General features: G+C 40.6%; 15 protein-coding genes. 11 read left to right on the forward strand and 4 right to left on the reverse strand.

Features of this window, described 5'->3' with window-relative positions:
* Positions 1-26 precede the first annotated feature (26 nt).
* From NQT69_RS18175 to coaBC, 3 genes are all read right to left on the reverse strand, one after another.
* The gene (locus NQT69_RS18175) at positions 27-2,786 is read right to left on the reverse strand and encodes an alpha/beta hydrolase family protein (RefSeq protein WP_256829075.1); all 2,760 of its coding nucleotides are present in this window, start codon (positions 2,784-2,786) and stop codon (positions 27-29) included.
* 178 nt (positions 2,787-2,964) lie between these two features.
* Positions 2,965-3,552 (reverse strand): nucleoid occlusion factor SlmA, encoded by a 588-nt coding sequence (slmA, locus tag NQT69_RS18180; protein ID WP_016708420.1) that lies wholly within the window; start codon positions 3,550-3,552, stop codon positions 2,965-2,967.
* 112 nt (positions 3,553-3,664) lie between these two features.
* Entirely contained in the window at positions 3,665-4,858 is a 1,194-nt protein-coding gene (gene coaBC, locus NQT69_RS18185) for a bifunctional phosphopantothenoylcysteine decarboxylase/phosphopantothenate--cysteine ligase CoaBC (protein WP_256829076.1), read from the reverse strand.
* Positions 4,859-5,022: 164 nt separating this feature from the next.
* On the opposite strand from coaBC, the gene radC reads away from it, so the two are divergent.
* From radC to rpmG, 3 genes are all read left to right on the forward strand, one after another.
* Positions 5,023-5,697 (forward strand): RadC family protein, encoded by a 675-nt coding sequence (gene radC, locus NQT69_RS18190; RefSeq protein WP_256829077.1) that lies wholly within the window; start codon positions 5,023-5,025, stop codon positions 5,695-5,697.
* A 273-nt stretch (positions 5,698-5,970) separates the two neighbouring features.
* Positions 5,971-6,207, forward strand: a complete 237-nt coding sequence (gene rpmB / locus NQT69_RS18195; RefSeq protein WP_006793236.1) for a 50S ribosomal protein L28 — start codon at positions 5,971-5,973, stop codon at positions 6,205-6,207.
* Between the two features lie 11 nt (positions 6,208-6,218).
* Positions 6,219-6,374: a 50S ribosomal protein L33 gene (gene rpmG / locus NQT69_RS18200; protein WP_004587947.1), complete on the forward strand. Its 156-nt coding sequence runs from the start codon at positions 6,219-6,221 to the stop codon at positions 6,372-6,374.
* A 195-nt stretch (positions 6,375-6,569) separates the two neighbouring features.
* Here the strand turns inward: rpmG and NQT69_RS18205 are convergent, their stop codons facing one another.
* Positions 6,570-7,496 carry a manganese-dependent inorganic pyrophosphatase gene (locus NQT69_RS18205; RefSeq protein ID WP_256829078.1) on the reverse strand — a complete coding sequence of 309 codons (927 nt, stop codon included), beginning with the start codon at positions 7,494-7,496 and terminating at the stop codon, positions 6,570-6,572.
* A gap of 198 nt (positions 7,497-7,694) precedes the next feature.
* On the opposite strand from NQT69_RS18205, the gene NQT69_RS18210 reads away from it, so the two are divergent.
* The 8 genes from NQT69_RS18210 (at position 7,695) to NQT69_RS18245 (ending at position 18,918) form a co-directional block, all read left to right on the forward strand.
* Positions 7,695-8,207 (forward strand): hypothetical protein, encoded by a 513-nt coding sequence (locus tag NQT69_RS18210; RefSeq protein WP_256829079.1) that lies wholly within the window; start codon positions 7,695-7,697, stop codon positions 8,205-8,207.
* Entirely contained in the window at positions 8,208-9,017 is an 810-nt protein-coding gene (mutM, locus tag NQT69_RS18215; RefSeq protein WP_256829080.1) for a bifunctional DNA-formamidopyrimidine glycosylase/DNA-(apurinic or apyrimidinic site) lyase, read from the forward strand.
* A 36-nt stretch (positions 9,018-9,053) separates the two neighbouring features.
* The gene (locus tag NQT69_RS18220) at positions 9,054-10,253 is read left to right on the forward strand and encodes an efflux RND transporter periplasmic adaptor subunit (RefSeq protein ID WP_256829081.1); all 1,200 of its coding nucleotides are present in this window, start codon (positions 9,054-9,056) and stop codon (positions 10,251-10,253) included.
* Position 10,254: 1 nt separating this feature from the next.
* Positions 10,255-13,395, forward strand: coding sequence for an efflux RND transporter permease subunit (locus tag NQT69_RS18225; RefSeq protein WP_256829082.1), 3,141 nt, complete (start codon positions 10,255-10,257; stop codon positions 13,393-13,395).
* The gene (locus NQT69_RS18230; RefSeq protein WP_256829083.1) at positions 13,388-14,785 is read left to right on the forward strand and encodes an efflux transporter outer membrane subunit; all 1,398 of its coding nucleotides are present in this window, start codon (positions 13,388-13,390) and stop codon (positions 14,783-14,785) included. The genes NQT69_RS18225 and NQT69_RS18230 overlap by 8 nt, the downstream gene beginning before the upstream one ends.
* 677 nt (positions 14,786-15,462) lie before the next feature.
* On the forward strand, positions 15,463-16,341 hold the full coding sequence (locus NQT69_RS18235) for an NAD(P)-dependent oxidoreductase (protein ID WP_256829084.1): 879 nt from the start codon (positions 15,463-15,465) through the stop codon (positions 16,339-16,341).
* A 267-nt stretch (positions 16,342-16,608) separates the two neighbouring features.
* Positions 16,609-17,916 (forward strand): MFS transporter, encoded by a 1,308-nt coding sequence (locus NQT69_RS18240; RefSeq protein WP_256829085.1) that lies wholly within the window; start codon positions 16,609-16,611, stop codon positions 17,914-17,916.
* A 69-nt stretch (positions 17,917-17,985) separates the two neighbouring features.
* Positions 17,986-18,918 carry a sugar kinase gene (locus NQT69_RS18245; protein WP_256829086.1) on the forward strand — a complete coding sequence of 311 codons (933 nt, stop codon included), beginning with the start codon at positions 17,986-17,988 and terminating at the stop codon, positions 18,916-18,918.
* Positions 18,919-19,119: the final 201 nt, after the last annotated feature.

The following is a 19,119-nucleotide window of genomic DNA, read 5'->3' on the forward strand; positions in this document are numbered from 1 at the left end:
GCGTTTTTGTTTATTTTTTGAGTACATTACTCTTCAATAAATGCTTCACCTTCAGTCATCCACTTAGCGGCTGGTTTGCCTTTTAAGTAATGATCAAAGTACTGCATCATACGAATTGAGAAATCCACTTGGTTAGGGAATTTCTTTAAGTGATGCGGTTCACCTTCGTACTGCAAGAATGTAGCGTCTTTACCTGCACGGCGCAGCGCTAAGTAGTACTGTACACCTTCGTGCCATGGCACAGCGTCATCTTTATCTCCAAACATAATCAAGATAGGGGTATTTACTTTGTCAGCAAAAAACACCGGTGAATTTTCAATATACAGCTCTGGCGCTTCAAATAAGGTTTTACCGATGCGACTTTGCCCTGTCTCATATTGGAACTGACGGGCAAGCCCTGATTTTAAGCGAATACCACTGTAGGCACTGGTCATATTAGACACAGGTGCACCCGATACTACGGCTTTAAACATATCAGTTTGGGTGATCATAAAAGCACTTTGATAGCCTGCCCATGAGTGGCCTTGCAGACCAATTTTATCTGGGTCGGCAATACCTAAATCAATCAGTTTTTGCGTCGCGTTGACCATAGTTTGGGTTGATGATTTACCCGGGTGGCCTATTTCAAAGCGAATATCTGGCAAAAAGATTGCGTAGCCGTTTGAAGTGAACATCGGGAAGTTAGGGCGATGGTTTAATTCCATTTTAGGAAAGTCATACATGCGCTGACTCATGTAGCGATAAAAATACACCACAACTGGCACTTTATCGCCTTTTTTATAGCCCGCAGGTTTAATGAGTACACCTTGTAAGTCTTCGCCATCAAATCCTTTATAGCTGATAAGTTCTGGCTCTTGACCCCATGCAAAGTTAGCAACTTGTGGGTTTAAATTAGTGACCTTTACTGGTTTATTAAAACTAAAGTCAGTTTGGTAAATATCAGGGAACTGCTGATACGTTTGCTCCGTAAACAAGTATTTATTGGCGTGTTTTGCTTTTTTAATAACATCAAAGCGCTTGTTACCTGTTAATACTTTAGTTATTGCGTTATCAGCTAAGTTTAATTTGGCAACTTCGGTTTGCTTATCTTTTAAATTTGTTGCACTGACGAGTAATGTTTGGCCTTTATTAAAACCAACTTGGTCTTTATCAAGTTTGATTGCGCGATATTGGGTGTTGCTAGGCTTACCATTTGTTAAACGTGTGCCTTGCTGAGTGGTTACATCAAACGCCCAAATATCGTATTTGCTATACACCAATACTTGGCTGCTATCGTTAAGCCAGCCTGCAAAGCCATAACCTGGTTGTGCTGATGGGTAGTCGTGCTTGTCATCGGCAAAAGTGGCTTGAATGGCTTTAGTTAAAGTGCTGACTTTGTTATTAGCTAAGTCTTTAAGCTGGACATGGCTGTCATTAAAATAAGCGGCAAATGCACCGTTTGGCGAAAGGCTTGGTCTAAATGGGTAATCTTTAATAATGGCTTTATGTGCACCAGTTTTTACATCAACAGCATAGTAGTCAGCAAAGAAGCCGCCATACATAATACGTTCTAAATAAGCTTGGTTTGAATAGCCTAATAAAGCGTCACGTTTTGTATTGAGTGCAACCTCTGGCACTTCTGGTGTCGTTAATTGCACCGATTTGTTCGTACTGAGGAAGTACACACTTTTGTAGTGACGGTTTTTATTGGCTTTATTCCACTGTTGTTCTTCACGAGGCTTAATTTCGGCATCATTATTATGCCAAACATTCAGCCCTTTTTGGTCGCGAATAGTGTCATAGTCATAAAGCGATGCTTCATCGCTATACTCTTTGGCTTTAACTTTCGCTGCAAGCTTTGGTCTATTATCAAAGTAAAGGCGTTCACCATCTTCTGACCATTCAAGCTTAGCTGTTTTACCTATCTGCCAGTTCTTATTGGCTGAAGGGATATCAGTTAATTGCTCGTTTTTATACAATTTAAGCTGATAGTCACGACGGCGCACGTCATCATTTACATAGTTACCTAGAGTAAAGGCTGCAATGTTTTGCGTTGGGTGCCACGCTATTTTATTAACCACAACACCTGGCTCATCGATGAGCGCACTGCTGGTGAAGTCATTGTTAAGCTCTAATAATGTAACTTGATTATCTGTGCCATCGTTGTCTATTTGGCTTGCCAGCAGTTGAGTTGCATCACTGCTTATTGCGTAGCTTAATACTTGTGAAATAGTATGGCTGGTTTTATTGTTTAAGTTAACAACGACTAAATCAAACGCTTTATCTTTTTTATCTGGTTTGATCTCGCTTTTTTTGTCGCTATCAGCGCTACTTAAGTCATCTTCTTTATCTGCTTTTTTGTTTAATCGATAAGCAAGCCAATTACCATCATCTGAAAGCTTATAGTCTTTTACATCATCAAATTGCTGTTGCTCACCACTGAGTGTATTGACTAGTATGAGGTTATTTTTAAGCGTGTCTTTCTTTTTTGTGGTTTCTTTTTCAAGCAGGGTCGGGACTTGGGTAAATACTACCCAGTTAGCTGCTTTATTAATGGTTGGTTTTGTGCCACGGGGGACTTCTGCAATAAGCTTATTACTAGTGAGGTTATATACTTGGCCTGTAGCATCACCACGATATGGCGCAGCACTAAAGCTAAGGATATGACCATCTTCAGACAGTTGTGTACCTTTAGCCGATTTAAAATCAAATACATCTTTGAATTGTAATGCGTCTTTGGCGCTAGCCGTAGCACTACCTAAGCTTGCCACTAAAGCAAGACTGAGTATAGAGAGTTGAGCGTTCATTATTAGTTCTCGTTTTGTTTTATCACCCTTATCATAACGGGTTTGTTAAACAATTCGAGTAGATACGATAAGCGGACGAAAAACGAGGTTAAATGTAAACTTAAACCTTGTGAGAAAACCCACAAGGTTAATACTCTTAGGAGCTAGGAGCTAGGAGCTAGGAGCTAGGAGCTAGGAGCTATAGCCAAATTTTTTGCAGCTCTAGCCACTGCTTTTCAAATTGAGCGCTGGGTTTGGCTTTAAAGTCACTACGGACAAATTGATTCATTTTACCTTCGATATACGCCAGTAAAAAGTTAGCGATTGTTAATTCATCACTTTGAAAGGTTTTGCCTTCACGCAATTTGCGCTCACGTAGCACTTGCTTTAATTGGGTTTCTAATTTTTCAAACAATCCTTGTACACGATCACGTAAACGCTCTTGTTCGCCTTGCAGTGCATCACCCGTTAAAATTCGCGTAATACCTGGATTCTTCTCCGCAAAGGCCAATAGTAGTAATAAAATATTGTAGATGCGACTTTGGGTTTCTTTTTCGTTTTCTAAAATAAGGTTAATACGCGAAAGTAGTGTGTCTTCAATAAACTCAATTAAGCCTTCAAACATCCGTGCTTTACTCGGAAAATGACGATAAAGCGCAGCTTCAGATACACCAACTTCAGCTGCTAACTTTGCAGTTGTAATACGTTGTCCTGGGCTGGTTTCTAGCATCTGTGCGAGTGCTTGTAGTATTTGCTCTTTGCGATTACTTCTTTTTGTCGCAGGCATGAACATTCCTTTCTTTTAATTATTTATTGAGCATTGCCAGTGTTGGCCACTCACTTTTTGAGCTAATGAGTGGGGCTATGTTAATGTTTTATTCAGCTTCTTTCCAGCCTTTTTACAATCGTTTAGCAAGCTCGGTCATTACACTCAATGCCAGCGCATTTTTTGTGTCGATAGCTAATTCTTTTTGCTCAGTATGCCAGTACAGTGTTAAAGCATTATGATCTGAGTTAAAGCCTAAGCCTGACTGCGAGACATCGTTTGCACAGATCATATCGAGGTTTTTGTTTTTAAGCTTACCTTTAGCGTAATTAGCCACATCTTGAGTTTCTGCAGCAAAGCCTACGGTATAAGGGCGGTTTTTATTGAGGTTAGCGACAGCAGCAATCACATCAGGGTTCTTTACTAAGTTGATGGTAAGTTCATCACCTTGTTTTTTCATTTTTTGCTCGGCAACATTTGCTGCGCGATAATCAGCTACGGCTGCGCAGCCAATAAAGGCATCTGATTGAACAGCAAGCGTGAGCGACTCTTGTAGTAACTGTTCAGCGCTTTCTATATTTATCAGTGCTGCATCTTTAGGTGCTGTAATCGTAACAGGACCTGAAATAAGATTAACCTTCGCACCTAGATCCAGTGCAGCTTGGGCAAGTGCATACCCCATTTTTCCTGAACTATGATTTGATATAAAGCGTACAGGGTCGAGTGCTTCACGTGTGGGTCCTGCAGTAATAGTAATCGTTTTTCCTGTGAGTAACTGCGGCGGCGAGGGTTGGGTGCATAAAGTAACTAATTCACTAGGCTCAAGCATTCTACCGGCACCTACGTCGCCACATGCTTGCTCTCCTTTACCTGGGCCCCAAATTTCAATACCACGTTGCTTAAGAGTGCTTAAGTTGGCTTGGGTAGCTGGGTGAGCATACATTTGTTGATTCATTGCAGGCGCTACAGCTACTTTGGCTGGAGTTGCTAATAACAAGGTGGTGAGTAAGTCATCTGCAATACCTGCGGCCATTTTGGCAATGATATTGCTGGTGGCGGGAGCAACTAAAATTAAATCAGCCCATTTAGCGAATTCAATATGGCCCATGGCCGCTTCTGCCGATGGATCTAGTAATGAATCCGACACTATTTCACCACTGACGGCTTGCATGGTTAATGGCGTTATAAAATGTTTGGCAGATTCGGTCATCACCACTTTTATATCGCAGCCGTGCTCTTTTAAACGTCGAACTAATTCTGCGCATTTATAAGCTGCGATACCACCAGTGATCCCAAGTACAATTTTTTTATTTTCTAACTTTGTCATTAACTCTGCCATGTGCTGATAAAACCCTTTGTAGATATGCGGTAACGATAGCAAATCTTTGCCTTTGGCACGAAGTTTTTAATTCGAATTTTATTTGCAAATTAGCAGGCATAATTTGGTTTTTAGATTACAGTTATATTAATAATGTTTTTTAGGGACAAAAAATGCAATTAAGTTCTTTGCCAGCTGAGCAGCGACCACGGGAGAAATTATTAAGTAAAGGGGCTAAAGCGTTAACGGATGCTGAGTTGTTAGCTATTTTTTTACGAACGGGCTTACCGGGTATGAATGTGGTTGAGCTTGCGCAGCATTTAATGACGCAGAACGAAACCTTACATAATTTGTTTAATGCATCGATTGACGAATTTTGTGCCCAAAAGGGGCTAGGTACTGCTAAGTTTGTGCAGTTACAAGCTGTGCTTGAGTTAAGTCGACGTTATATGATGGAGCAATGCCAGCGTAAAGCGATATTTAATTCCCCGCAATCTGTATACGATTACTTGACTCTGGAACTAAGAGGCTTACAGCAAGAAGTGTTTATGGTGCTGTACCTTGATAGTCAAAATCGTTTAATAAAAGAAGAAACGCTTTTTTATGGCACTATCAACAGTGCATCCGTCTACCCACGTGAAGTCGTAAAAGCTGCACTTAAAAATAATGCAGGAGCACTTATTTTGGCGCACAATCATCCATCGGGTATCGCAGAACCGAGCCAAGCAGACAAAATTATCACAAATAAATTGCAACAAGCACTGCAATTAGTCGATATAAGTATCTTAGATCACATCATAGTAGGGGCTGATAATTGTATTTCGTTTGCTGAGCGGGGCCTTATTTAGCTTTGTTTGCTAGATAAGTGTGCTAAAAATAAGCTGTTTAAGCTTTTTTGACAAATTAGTTTAATTTAAATGCAGTTTTTACTTTCCCTAAGGGCATTCGATCTTTATAATTAGCCGCTATCAAATTTACATATGAGCTGATTGGATAGATCATTGTTTGATCTTTGCCTGTAAAAGCTGTATAAAGAGCGCCCTTCGATTTATTCTCTAGGGCAGAAATACATGGCCTTAGGTTAAATTAAGCTCGAGCGAAGTTATTGGAGATATATAGACATGTCTAAAGTATGTCAAGTTACAGGTAAGCGTCCTGCGGTTGGTAATCACCGTTCACACGCGAGAAACGCGACTAGACGTCGTTTCCTACCTAACCTACAAACACACCGTTTTTGGGTTGAAAGTGAAAAACGTTTTGTAACATTACGCACTACTACTAAAGGTATGCGTATTATCGATAAAAAAGGCATCGACGCGGTTCTTACAGAAATCCGTGCTCGCGGCGAAAAAGTTTAAGGAACTGAATCATGCGCGATAAAATCCGTTTAGTTTCAACTGCTGGTACTGGTTTTTTCTACACTACCGACAAAAACAAGCGTAACATGCCTGAAAAAATGGAAATCAAAAAGTTCGATCCTAAGGCTCGTAAACACGTGATTTTCAAAGAAGCTAAAATCAAGTAATTTTAGTTCTCTTCAGAATATTAAAAACCCAGCTTATGCTGGGTTTTTTGTTTTTATCTAGCCGTCAGCCGTCAGCCGTCAGCCGTCAGTTTCAAGTTTCAGTTATAAAAAAACCTTGCAAGCAAAGCTCACAAGGTTAATATTTTTAGCACCTAGCACCTAGCACCTAGCACCTAGCACCTAGCACCTAGCACCTTACAGCTTTGCAAACGCATCTTGTAGCGGTGGAACGACTTGCTTTTTACGACTTAGTACGCCATCTAACCATACTTTACCGTCTTTCGGTGTTTCACCGTAAGCCGTTTCAACAAGTGTTGCATCGTCAGATGCAATTAGCATTTGTGAACCTTCTTTCATGATGTCGGTTAGCAATAAAAATACTGAGTGACGACCACCTTCTTCTTTGAGTGCTGCGATGTCTGCTTCAAGTTCAGCTTTAATATCATCAAATACTGCAAGATCAATAACTTCTAGCTGGCCAATGCCGACTAATTTGCCATTCATGTTAAAGTCTTTAAAGTCGCGCATTACTAAGTCACGTGCAGGCGTGTCTTCAACCGCAGATTTCACACGGAACATGTCCATGCCTAACTCTTTATAGTCTTCAATACCTGCAATTTCAGCGAGTGCCTCTACACATTTTATATCTGCAGTCGTGCAAGTAGGTGATTTAAAAATAACCGTATCACTTAAAATTGCACATAGCATGATCCCTGCAATATCTTTTGGGATTTCAACATTGTAGAAATCATACATCATTTTAATGATGGTATTTGAACAACCTACAGGGCGAATCCAGCATTCGAGCGGCGTTGATGAAGTTAAGTCGCCTAGTTTATGGTGATCAACTACACCAACAACACGTGCTTCATCGATATCGTCTGGGGCTTGTGTTTTTTCTGTGTGATCAACGATGTAAACATCTTCACCAGCGTAGCTTAGTTTAAGCTCAGGTGCCTCAAAGCCAAAACGCTCAAGAATAAATTGCGTTTCAGGTGAAACGTCACCAAGACGAGTTGGAATTGCTGGCTCATCGATTTGGTTTTTTAAATAAGCAAGTGCAATTGCACCACAAATAGAATCAGAATCTGGGATTTTGTGACCCACTACATACATTGACATTGACGGAGCTCCTTAAATTTTGCAGATATTCTAGCAAAGTAATTGTGCTTTGGCACATTTCACATTCGTGAATTTTTATAATATTTCATCACCGAGTCGAACTTCCCTGAAAAGTCCACAATGGGTTAATTTTGTTGTGTTATTTTTTATTTTTTTAGTTACACTTTAATTACTTGAATCTTTTTAAAAGTGTACAAGATGCAGCTTAGTCGTAAAGCATGGAATAACGTGTTAATTTTTTCTATGTTGTTGATGATTTTCTTCTTTAACGGCCTTCATAAAAAACTCAATAGTGTACCGGAGCAACCCAGCATACAAACGGTGTTGCCTGCGCAAAGTTTTATTCTTGCCCTTCGCTTTCCTGAACAAAAAATTGAAAGAATCGGCACATCATGGCGTAATCAATTATTAGTTGATGAATTGCCAAATAGTCACTGGACTGCAAATCAAGAGAATATTGTTACACTAATAAACCATTGGCAAAGTGCTGAACTAGCGATAACTGATGTATTGCCATCAAGCTTAACTCAGCCCATCAGTGTGGCGACAGTGTGGCTAGCTGGTGAACAATTACCTTGGCTTTATCAGTTATATAAAGCTAAGCAGGGTTATTATTTATTAGATAAAAGTACTCAGCGAGTGTTTTTAATAGATCGACCCACTGCCCAACAATTATTTGTAAGTTTTAAATTTTTACCGAGTGAGCCATAAATGCCTGAATTACCAGAGGTTGAAGTAAGCCGTATGGGGATAACCCCGCATATTTTGCACAAAACAGTGGTTAAGGTGAATATTCATAACCCTAATATGCGCTGGCCTGTGCCAGATGACGTTTATCAAATAACTAACCTGCCCGTAATTGCTGTTGAGCGCAGAGCTAAATATTTGCTACTAAGCTGTGAGCTTGGCAGTGTTATTTTACATTTGGGTATGTCTGGCAGTTTACGTGTTGTGGATAAAGCAGAACCACTGAAAAAGCATGATCATATCGAGTTTATTTTTGATAATAATAAAGCGCTTAGATTAAATGATCCAAGGCGTTTTGGTTGTTGTTTATGGCAAGCGCCTAATGAGTGCCATACTTTATTGAGTAAATTAGGGCCTGAGCCACTGACAGAAGCGTTTACTGCTAAACGCGTGTATCAACAATCGCGCAATAAAAAGACGCCAGTGAAGCAATTTATAATGGATAACGCAGTCGTTGTTGGGGTGGGGAATATCTACGCTAATGAATCATTGTTTAAAGCAGGTATTCATCCTAAGCGCGAAGCGGGGAAAGTGTCTTTAGCGCGTTATGAAAAATTAGTGCCTATTATTAAAGATACGTTAGCGAGGGCGATCACTCAAGGCGGTACAACATTGAAAGATTTTGCACAAAGTGATGGTAAGCCCGGCTACTTTGCACAACAGCTACTGGTATACGGTCGCAAAGGTGAGCCTTGCTTTACTTGCAAAAAACAATTAACAGAAATTCGTTTAGGGCAACGTAGTACCGTATTTTGTTCGCAATGCCAACGTTAATATTACGAATATAAAATTTAAATAAAAGGGAATCTAATGTATTTAATTCTGGGTCGTTTATTCACTGCGTTAATTTTACTGTTTGTGTTATCTGCATGCAGCGAAGAAGTAGCAGAACAACGTGCTGAGGAAGTAGTAACGGCTCAAGTTAAAAAAATGGATGTGCCAATTTATGGTAATTATGTAGCCAGAACCGATGCGTCACTCGATGTTGAAGTGCGGGCAAGGATCACCGGTTTTGTTGAGAGTGTTGAGTTTGTCGAGGGAAGCTGGGTCAATGAAGGTGATTTACTTTATAAAATAGATGATAGGCCTTATAAAGCTAAATTAAATCGGGTTCAGGCTGCACTGGAAAAAGATAGCGCTGCTTTGGCAAAGGCAAAACGAGATGTTGTACGTTTAAAACCGTTATATGAACAAGATGCGGCAAGCCAGCTTGATTACGACAATGCAATTTCCACTCAAGAGCAAGCACAAGCGAGTTTAGCCGCAACTCAAGCTGAGTTAGACGAAGCTAAACTAGAGCTCGCTTATACCCGTATAGTCGCACCAATTAGTGGTATGGTTGGTAGCTCCGAAGCCGATTTAGGAGCGCTGGTGGGGAGTAGCGGCATATCGTTATTAACGACGATTCAGCAAATCGATCCTATTTATGTCAATTTTAATATGTCTGCACTTGATTATCTCAATGCAAAGCGGCGCATGACAACCATTATAGATAAATTAGAAGCGGAGCAAAAAGGGAAAGCTTTACAAGGGTTTGTTCGTATTTCTCTACCCGATGGCAGCGAGTATCGTTATTGGGGGGATGTTAGTTTTACTGATCCAAAAATAAGCCCCAAAACGGGCACGTTTAAAGTACGTGCTGTGCTGCCTAATCCAGAAAGTGAGTTATTACCAGGTCAATATACCAAAGCACGTATCAAATTAGATGAAGTGACCGGTGCTGTAGTGGTGCCCGAGGAAGCCACACAAGTTGAACAAGGCGGCATTTATGTGATGGTTGTGCTTGATGATAATACAATAGAGCGCCGCTTTGTGGTGGTGGATCATTATGGTGAAGAAGGTATCGTTGTAAGTGGTGGGTTACGTGCAAATGAAAAGGTGGTAGTAAAAGGGTTGCATCGTATTCGCCATGGCCAAACAGTTACTGCTTTTAGCGAAAGTGAATTTGAACAGCGGCAAAAGCAACAAGACACCGAGTTATTAGCACCGTCTAAAAAGCTGGGAGAATAACGTGTTTTCTCATTTTTTTATTCAACGACCTGTTTTTGCATCGGTGATTTCGTTAGTTATTTTATTAACTGGGGTTGTCTCGCTATTTACTTTACCAATCGATCAATACCCGGATATTGCGCCACCGTCAGTTAAAATCTCTGCATCATTTCCGGGGGCTACGGCAGAAACAGCCTCTGAATCTGTCGCTATTCCGCTAGAGCAAGAACTGAATGGCACACCAAATATGCTTTATATGGAATCTAAAGCAACCAACTCTGGAAGTGCTAATATCACTTTAACATTTGATGTTGGAACGGATCCTGATTTAGCCCTTGTGGATGTTCAAAACACAGCAAGCCAAGCGGGCAGTAACTTACCTGTTGATGTGCAAACCGAAGGGGTCAATGTATCAAATGAAAGCTCAGTAGAATTATTGAAACTAGCACTGACATCAGATGATGAACGTTATGATGAAGTCTATTTAAGTAACTACGCCAGTATTAATATTGAAGCTGCGCTAAAGCGTGTTCCTGGAGTTGGTAGAGTACGTAATACTGGCTCTCGCTCATATTCAATGCGGGTATGGATAAAACCAGATGTATTAGCTGGTTATGAATTAACAGTAAATGATGTTACAAATGCGATAAAAGCACAAAATAAAGAAGCTGCAGCAGGTGAAATTGGTGCACAACCTAGCCGCGAGCATATCAAATTGAACTTTCCTGTACGTGCTCAAGGTCGTTTAAATAAGGTCGCTGAGTTTAATAATATTATGCTACGGGTAAATAGTGATGGCTCTATGATCCGGCTACGAGATGTTGCACGTATTGAGCTGGCATCTTCTGCGTATACGCTAAACTCAAAGTTAAATGAGCAATCTGCCACTATATTGCAAGTGTACATGTTACCCGGTTCCAATGCCCTTGAGGTCACAGAGCGAGTGAAAGATGAAATGGCTCGCTTGAGTGCGGCGTTCCCCCAGGGGATTAAATGGCAGCTATTTTATGATGCCTCGGAGTTTATAAAGCTGTCTATTGATGAGGTTATCAATACCCTTATCCAAGCGCTGATTTTAGTTATTTTAGTGGTGTATCTATTTCTACAAAATTGGCGGACGACACTGATCCCCGCGTTGGCTGTGCCGGTGTCTATCATTGGTACTTTTATTGCCCTTGCTGCATTTGGCTTTACTATCAATAATGTTAGTTTGCTCGCGATGGTATTGGCAATTGGGATTGTTGTTGATGATGCTATCGTGGTGGTTGAGAATGTCGAACGCTTAATAAATGAAGAGAAGATGGATGTTGTCAGCGCCACCAAGCAAGCAATGACTGAACTATCTGGTGCGATTGTTGCGACTTCTTTGGTGCTGGCTGCGGTGTTTGTGCCAGTGTCTTTTTTGGCTGGCATCACGGGGATTATGTACCGTGAATTTGCCATCGCCATCACCGTTGCGGTGCTCATTTCAACCTTGGTTGCATTAACTCTAAGCCCTGCCATGTGTGCGTTATTTTTACGCCCAAGTACGCCTTCTCAGAATAAATTTTTTGTTTGGTTTAATCAGCTATTGGCTAACTTTGGCGACAAATACACTTGGATAGTAAAAGCAAGTTGTCATAAAGCCAAGCGTAGTTATTTGCTTTTTATCATTGTTGTTGGCGGCTGTTATGTTGTGTTTACTCAACTGCCAAGTAGTTTTATGCCGCAAGAAGATCAAGGGCGCTTTTTTATTGATATAACCTTGCCCGATGCCGCTACGGTATCTCGTACTAATAAAGTTATTACTAAGGCGAATAAGTATATTATGGCGCATGATGGCATTGCTTATTCGTTTTCTTTAGCGGGGGAGAACCGCAGAGCGGGTGGCGCACAATCAAACGGCCAGTTCGAAATTATTTTAAAGCCATGGGCATACCGGGCAGATAAAAACTACACGGTTGAAAGTGTGATGAATGATATTCGACAGCAGCTTTATAACATTCCTGATGCTTCATTTAGTGTGTATCAACCTTCCGCTGTTGCAGGCTTAGGTTCTGGATCTGGTGTGGAGTTCGCGTTACAAGAAAAAACGGGGGGAAATTTAGCAAGTTTAGTAGAATCTCTCGATGTGTTATTGGCAAACTTAAATAGCCGCCCGGAAATAAGTAAGGCCACAAGTTCTCTTAAGGGCTCAGTCCCCCAGTTATTTTTAGAACTGGATCGTGAAAAAGCCATGGCACTTGAGGTGCCAATAGAAGATATTTATAGCACGATGAAAGTACTGACCGGCTCATCAACAATAAATGATTTTAATTTATTTGGTCGTGTTTACCGCGTCAAAGTACAAGCTGAAGGGGAGTTTCGTGAGCGCCCTGAAGATTTAGATGAATTTTATGTTCGCAGTAATAATGGTGCCATGGTACCGGCCAATGTGTTGTCTGAATTAAAGCTTACAACAGGCCCTTCTGCGATTAATCGTTATAATATGTTTACTAGTGCTGCGGTCAATGCATCGGCGGCACCAGGGTTTGCATCAGGAGATGTTATTCGCGCTATTGAAGAAGAGGTCGCCAAGCTGCCGCCTAATATAGGCCATGAATGGACCGGGTTAACGTTTCAAGAAATACGCTCGTCAGGGCAGCTAGGTATTGCCATTAGTTTGGCTGTGGTGTTTGTATTTTTATTTTTAGCTGCACTTTACGAAAGTTGGTCTTTGCCATTTGCGGTATTGCTAATAAGCCCAATAGCAATGCTTGGTGCGTCTTTATTGACCTTAGTCGGAGGGCTTGAAAACAACTTGTTTTTCCAAGTCGCGTTTATTGCGCTTATTGGTTTAGCTGCAAAAAACTCTATTTTAATTGTTGAAGTTGCAACTCAATTATATCGTGATGGCATGGATGCGAAAGCGGCTGCAATTGAAGCGGCGCGCTCTCGATTTAGACCGATTTTAATGACGGCTTCTTCGTTTGTATTAGGTGTGTTACCACTAGTATTAGCAACGGGACCAGGGGCTGTTGGTCGTCAATCTGTATCAATGCCTATATTAGGTGGTATGTTACTGGCAAGCTCTCTAGGAATCATTTTAGTGCCGTTGTTTTTTATAACCGCAGCACGGTTTGTAAAACAACATGTGGTTAAAAAACCTGAAGTTGCGTTAACTCAGGAGCAAAATCATGTATAAGCATACCTTACTAGTTTCTGCGATATGGCTTAGTGGTTGTGCTGTTGGGCCTGATTTCGAAGCACCAGAACATGATGATATAACTACATTTATGAGCAGTGAGGCGACAGTGAGCAATGAAGCTTTACTAGGTTGGCAGCAAGTTTATCAAGATCCGCATTTACAAAAGTTGATCCAATTAGCGCTGGAAAATAATCACGACATGTTAGTTGCACGCTCTCGGATTATAGAGGCTCGTTTAAATAGTAATATTTCGGATGCAAATCTATGGCCTAATGCCAATATTGGCTTAACCTCAGAGCGGGAAAAAGAAAACGGCAGTAGTCCTGCAAATACCCATGACTTAAAAGGCTATCTAAGCTGGGAAGTTGATTTGTTTGGCGCTAATCGCCGTGTTAGCGAAGCTGCTTTAGCAAGCTATTACGCGACTGAGCAAGGAAAAAATGCCATTCAGCTGGCTCTTATTGCTGATATCGCGGAGCAGTTTTTTGCCCTTAAAGAAATTCAAGAAGAGTTATTAATTAGCCAAAATACGATAGAGCTGAGAGAGAAAGAGCTTAAAATTGCCCGTATTCGCAAAGCGGGTGGAATTATTTCAGGATTAGAGCAGCGCCAAGCTGAAGTCGAGCTAGAGTCTGCAAAAGTGAATGTGCCTAAATTGCGTCACCAAGAACATGTAATGATTAACCAATTACGGTTTTTAATTGCAGATAGTACAGCGGATGTCTCGGGCGGAGGAGAGTTATCATCACAAGTCATGCCCAAAGCATTACCAACCGGATTACCTAGTGAGTTATTAAAACGTCGCCCAGACGTGCAACAAGCGATGTTAAATTGGCACAGTGCGATGGCAGAAATTGGCGTAGCGAAAGCTGATTTATTCCCTAAGTTTAACTTATACGCTGAGTTTGGTCGCGAAAATGACAGCCTCGATAATATTTTATCGGCAAACTCATTAGTGTGGTTATTAGGTGGTGAGTTACTTATGCCTATTTTTAACATGGGAAAAAACCTAGATAACTTATCCGCTGCACAAGAGCGAGCTTATCAAGCCAGTGTGCATTACGAAAAAGCTGTATTGGTTGCGCTGCAAGAAGTTAGCGATCAGATTTCTAGTTTTCAAAGTTCTGAACAAATTTATGACGCCCAACATAGCTTAGTGTTAAGTAGTAAAGACTACTACCGTTTAGCAAGTTTACGTTATAACAATGGTGTGGCTAGCTCGTTGGACTTACTTGATGCGCAACGGCAATTGTTTTCTGCAGAAATAGCTTTAGCGCAAGCTAAAAATAACCGATTGCAAAGCATGGCACGCCTATACAAAGCACTGGGCGGTGGTTGGTACGAAACTAATCAAAATGAAATCAATACAGAAAAAGTCACCGAATAACGCTAAAGCTAAACCTACCTTCAGATGACTAAGATTTCCCCGTACTGTTTTGAGTGTGGCGCATAGCTAATGAACCTGCGTTCTGGATAATAGATCTATCTCCAGCGACTACTTTTCACCTCAACAGCGTTGAATTTACTTGCAATAGGCCAGCTATTGACGCGTAAACTCGCTTTGTTATCAATGCCTGTTAAAAGATCACACAGTTACTGCCTTACTCGCATTTTATTTTGGTAATACATATTACTCAGCATTTATAAACACTTCTTTTTACCAATTAATTTATTCACTGTTTATTTCTAAGTCTCGTAAAGTAAAGATTTTTTTCATTATCCAGCCAGCCTTAAAGGTAAAATTAGGGACGTAATCAAGAAAACACTTGTTTTACAAATGTAGCTTATTGGTTGACAAATTGGATATATAGTAATAATGTTTTTACATACCGATTGGTAAGCTCTTGCTTTTGGTTGCTAGAGCGTTATCAGTATATAACCAAAATTACTCAGGGCTCGAACATTGCCATCATTAAAACTGCTCAGTACTGGTAAGTGCAAAGTTTATGTAGCGTGAGTCTCAGGGGATTTTTCAAATTTCAAACAGCGACACTGCGTTTGTTTATACCGTAAGCATTATTTGTGCTTACCAATAGACTTACGCCAACAGATTAGGAGTTATTCATGTCTAAACCAGTCATCGGTTTCATCGGCCTAGGTTTAATGGGCGGCAATATGGTCGAAAATTTACAAAATAAAGGCTACGAGCTAATTGTAATGGACCTTAATAAAGATGCTGTGGCGGCGTGTGTTGCCAGAGGTGCTAAAACAACAGAGAGTGCAAAAGAGCTTGCAGCAGTCTCTGATATCGTAATGCTATGTCTTACAACGTCTGAAATTGTAGAAAAAGTTGTATATGGCGATGAAGGTATTTTAGCCGGTATTAAAGAAGGCTCAGTACTTGTGGACTTTGGTACTTCAATTCCTTCTTCTACTAAGAAAATTGGTGCAGATTTAGCAAATAAAGGTGTCGGCATGATCGATGCTCCTTTAGGTAGAACTCCAGCGCACGCTAAAGATGGCTTATTAAACATTATGGCTTCAGGTTCACTTGAAACCTTTAATAAAGTAAAGCCAGTGCTTGAAGAACAAGGCGAGAATGTTTTCCATTTAGGTGAGCTTGGTGCAGGCCATACCACTAAATTAATCAATAACTTTATGGGTATGACAACGGTATGTGCTATGTCACAAGCATTTGCAGTAGCTGAACGTGCAGGTGTAGATAGACAGCAGTTATTCGATATCATGTCGACGGGTCCATCAAACTCTCCGTTTATGCAATTTTGCAAAAACTACGCTGTAGACAATGTGAGTGATCTTGGTTTCTCAATTGCTAATGCGAATAAAGATTTAGGCTACTTCCTACAAATGGTTGCTGACCTAGGCACTGAGTCAAAGATTGCCGAAGGTTCTTCAGCTAACCTACAAGCTGCATTTGATGCTGGTATGGGCCAAGGTAACGTACCTGAAATCTTCGATTACTTTAAAAAGCTAGAAAAGTAAGTAGATAAGACAGCTCGGCGCTTAACGCTCCTTTTTATGATTCATAAGGTCGTTAAGCGCTATACACACATTTGATATTAGTTAGCTAAATTTAACCTACTGCATTTTATGACCGTATTAAAATTGTCTAAAACAACTTTTGTCATAATATGAGCTGGTTAACCAAACATTTAATTAATGTTAACTTAATGGGGCTTTGTTCGTAGAGTGATGGCTAAAAAGCAAAATTAACTCATTTTACGTGAAGACTTTTCTTAAGGATTAACTATGAAACTTAAAGGTTTACGCTGGTGGGTTATCGCACTTATTGCGCTTGCTACCATAATTAACTACATCGACCGTCAGGCGCTAAGTGTACTTTGGCCTGATATTGTTGAAGACTTATTTCCTGATAAATCTGCGTTAGAGCGAAAGCAAATATACGCCAATATTTCTATCGTGTTCGTATTTGCTTACGCATTTGGTCAAGCCATCTTTGGTAAGATCTTTGACTGGGTAGGAACGCGTTTTGGTTTTGTGCTTTCAATCGGTGTATGGTCGCTGGCAACAATTGCTCATGCATTTGCACAAGGTGTTTTAAGCTTTAGTATTTTCCGCGCTATCTTAGGTGTGGCTGAAGCAGGTAACTGGCCAGGTGCTGCGAAAGGTAATGCTGAATGGTTTCCGACGAAAGAACGTGCATTAGCGCAAGGTATATTTAACTCGGGTGCTGCAATTGGTGGCATTATAGCGATTCCACTTATCGCTTATTTAACAATTTATTTTAGCTGGCAGATGGTGTTTGTGATTGTGGGTGCTATGGGCTTTTTATGGCTTGTACCTTGGTTAATCTTAGTAAAAGCGCCACCTGGCTCTCATCCTTGGATCACTGAAGAAGAGCGTGAATATATATTAACAGGCCAACGCCGCACTGTTGACCCTGATGATGCCTCTTCTGCTGAAGAAGAAGAGTACAATCCTTCTACAGGTGAGTTACTTTCTCGTAAAGAAAGCTGGGGTGTCATTATTGCCTCTGCTGCGATTGACCCTATCTGGTGGTTGTTCGTTTTCTGGATCCCTATTTACTTAAATGAAGTATATGGAATGGACGTTAAAGCTATTGGCATATATGGCTGGGTGCCTTATGTAGGTGCTATGTTTGGTGCTTGGTTCGGTGGTTTACTCGCACAAAATAGACTTAAAGCAGGTTGGAGCACTAATAAAACGCGTAAGCTAACCATTACTTTAGGTTGTTTAATCATGTTACCGGCGTTACTTGCGATGGCAAATCCTGGCGCACCAGCGATAGCTGTCATGATAATGGCTGTGATTTTATTTGGCTTCCAAACTGCAATCGGTAATGTGCAAACGCTACCAAGTGACTTATTAGGTAAAAAAGCGGTAGGTACGTTATCTGGTTTCTCTGGTATGGCCGCTAAACTGGGTGCTGTTGGCTTAACCTCATTGGTGCCAATTCTAACTGCTGGTGGTAATTATACCCCTGCCTTTATTATCGGTGCATCGTTAGCAATTATTGCTATGGCTGCAGTTTGGATTTTAATTCCAAAAATAGAACCTTTAAAAAAGCAGCAATAATTAACTCGTAACAATTAAGCCGCTTTATTCAGTGGCTTAATTGTTAGTGACATATGGTAAGTGTGATAAATGAAAAATATTTACTTTCTAGGCGAATGTATGGTCGAGCTCAGAGCAATGAATGAATCTGCTCTTCACCAATCATTTGCGGGTGATGTATATAACTCTGCAGTGTATTTAAAACGTTGTTTCCCTGAAATAAACGCAGCCGTTGTAACAGCAATTGGGCAAGATAAACTGAGTACGCAAATGCTAGAGCGCTTTAATAGTGAAAGCTTAGATACTGACTTTGTTTTTGCCCATGACACTAAAGTACCTGGCATGTATTACATTGAAACAGATGAAGCGGGTGAGCGAAGCTTTTCTTATTGGCGTAATGACTCAGCGGCAAAAAAAGTGGTTGAGTTTTTAACTGCCGATGTTGTTGAGCAGTTATCCGCTGGTGATATGTTTTTCTTTTCAGGTATCTCACTTGCTGTGATTGATCCGAATACACGAGCGCAATTTTGGCAAAAAGTTGAACAGCTTAAGCAGGCTGGAGTATCAATTGTTTTTGATCCTAACTACAGAGCCCGCTTATGGCAAAGCCCGGATGAAACAAAAGAACAGTACCATCATGCATTTAACGTATCTGATGTCGTATTACCCGGTGTTGAAGATTTTGAAATGCTGTATGGACTCAATACAGTGCAAGCTGTTATCGATTTTTGCAAACCTTATGATATCCATGAGGTTGTTGTTAAAAATGGTCCTAAATCAGTGGTCACGATGATCGGCGAAGAACAACTTAGTCATAATATTACTCCGGTAACACATGTTGTTGATACGACATCAGCTGGAGATGCTTTTAATGGTGTTTATTTAGGTGCTCGATTATCAGGACGTGCAATTGATGATGCCGTTAATTTAGCTGCTAAAGCGGCAGGCACTGTGATTCAACAACCTGGTGCTATAGCACCAAAAGATATTTTCCAACAAGCAATGCGTGTTGCTGGGCTTTAATTTTATCAATATGAAGTGGTGAGAGCTCCCCATTCTTGCCACTTTATATTTACCTCATTAGATTGATAGCCCCCCTAATAATTACCTTTTTCCTCCTTTTTACTCAGTCCGGCCAGCCAAAGGCAGGTGATATTTCGTTGCTATTTTTACTCAATAGCTACATGACAGCATTCGCATTAGCCAAAAGTTAAAGGTGTTACC

This window comes from Pseudoalteromonas shioyasakiensis (assembly GCF_024518675.1).
In the GTDB taxonomy this organism is placed as follows: Bacteria; Pseudomonadota; Gammaproteobacteria; order Enterobacterales; family Alteromonadaceae; genus Pseudoalteromonas; species Pseudoalteromonas shioyasakiensis_B.

Excerpts from the sequence above, each read along its gene's own strand:
- NQT69_RS18175 (WP_256829075.1), bottom strand. The coding sequence starts at position 2,786 with ATGAACGCTCAACTCTCTATACTCAGTCTTGCTTTAGTGGCAAGCTTA.
- slmA (WP_016708420.1), bottom strand. The coding sequence starts at position 3,552 with ATGCCTGCGACAAAAAGAAGTAATCGCAAAGAGCAAATACTACAAGCA.
- coaBC (WP_256829076.1), bottom strand. The coding sequence starts at position 4,858 with ATGACAAAGTTAGAAAATAAAAAAATTGTACTTGGGATCACTGGTGGT.
- radC (WP_256829077.1), top strand. The coding sequence starts at position 5,023 with ATGCAATTAAGTTCTTTGCCAGCTGAGCAGCGACCACGGGAGAAATTA.
- rpmB (WP_006793236.1), top strand. The coding sequence starts at position 5,971 with ATGTCTAAAGTATGTCAAGTTACAGGTAAGCGTCCTGCGGTTGGTAAT.
- rpmG (WP_004587947.1), top strand. The coding sequence starts at position 6,219 with ATGCGCGATAAAATCCGTTTAGTTTCAACTGCTGGTACTGGTTTTTTC.
- NQT69_RS18205 (WP_256829078.1), bottom strand. The coding sequence starts at position 7,496 with ATGTCAATGTATGTAGTGGGTCACAAAATCCCAGATTCTGATTCTATT.
- NQT69_RS18210 (WP_256829079.1), top strand. The coding sequence starts at position 7,695 with ATGCAGCTTAGTCGTAAAGCATGGAATAACGTGTTAATTTTTTCTATG.
- mutM (WP_256829080.1), top strand. The coding sequence starts at position 8,208 with ATGCCTGAATTACCAGAGGTTGAAGTAAGCCGTATGGGGATAACCCCG.
- NQT69_RS18220 (WP_256829081.1), top strand. The coding sequence starts at position 9,054 with ATGTATTTAATTCTGGGTCGTTTATTCACTGCGTTAATTTTACTGTTT.
- NQT69_RS18230 (WP_256829083.1), top strand. The coding sequence starts at position 13,388 with ATGTATAAGCATACCTTACTAGTTTCTGCGATATGGCTTAGTGGTTGT.
- NQT69_RS18235 (WP_256829084.1), top strand. The coding sequence starts at position 15,463 with ATGTCTAAACCAGTCATCGGTTTCATCGGCCTAGGTTTAATGGGCGGC.
- NQT69_RS18240 (WP_256829085.1), top strand. The coding sequence starts at position 16,609 with ATGAAACTTAAAGGTTTACGCTGGTGGGTTATCGCACTTATTGCGCTT.
- NQT69_RS18245 (WP_256829086.1), top strand. The coding sequence starts at position 17,986 with ATGAAAAATATTTACTTTCTAGGCGAATGTATGGTCGAGCTCAGAGCA.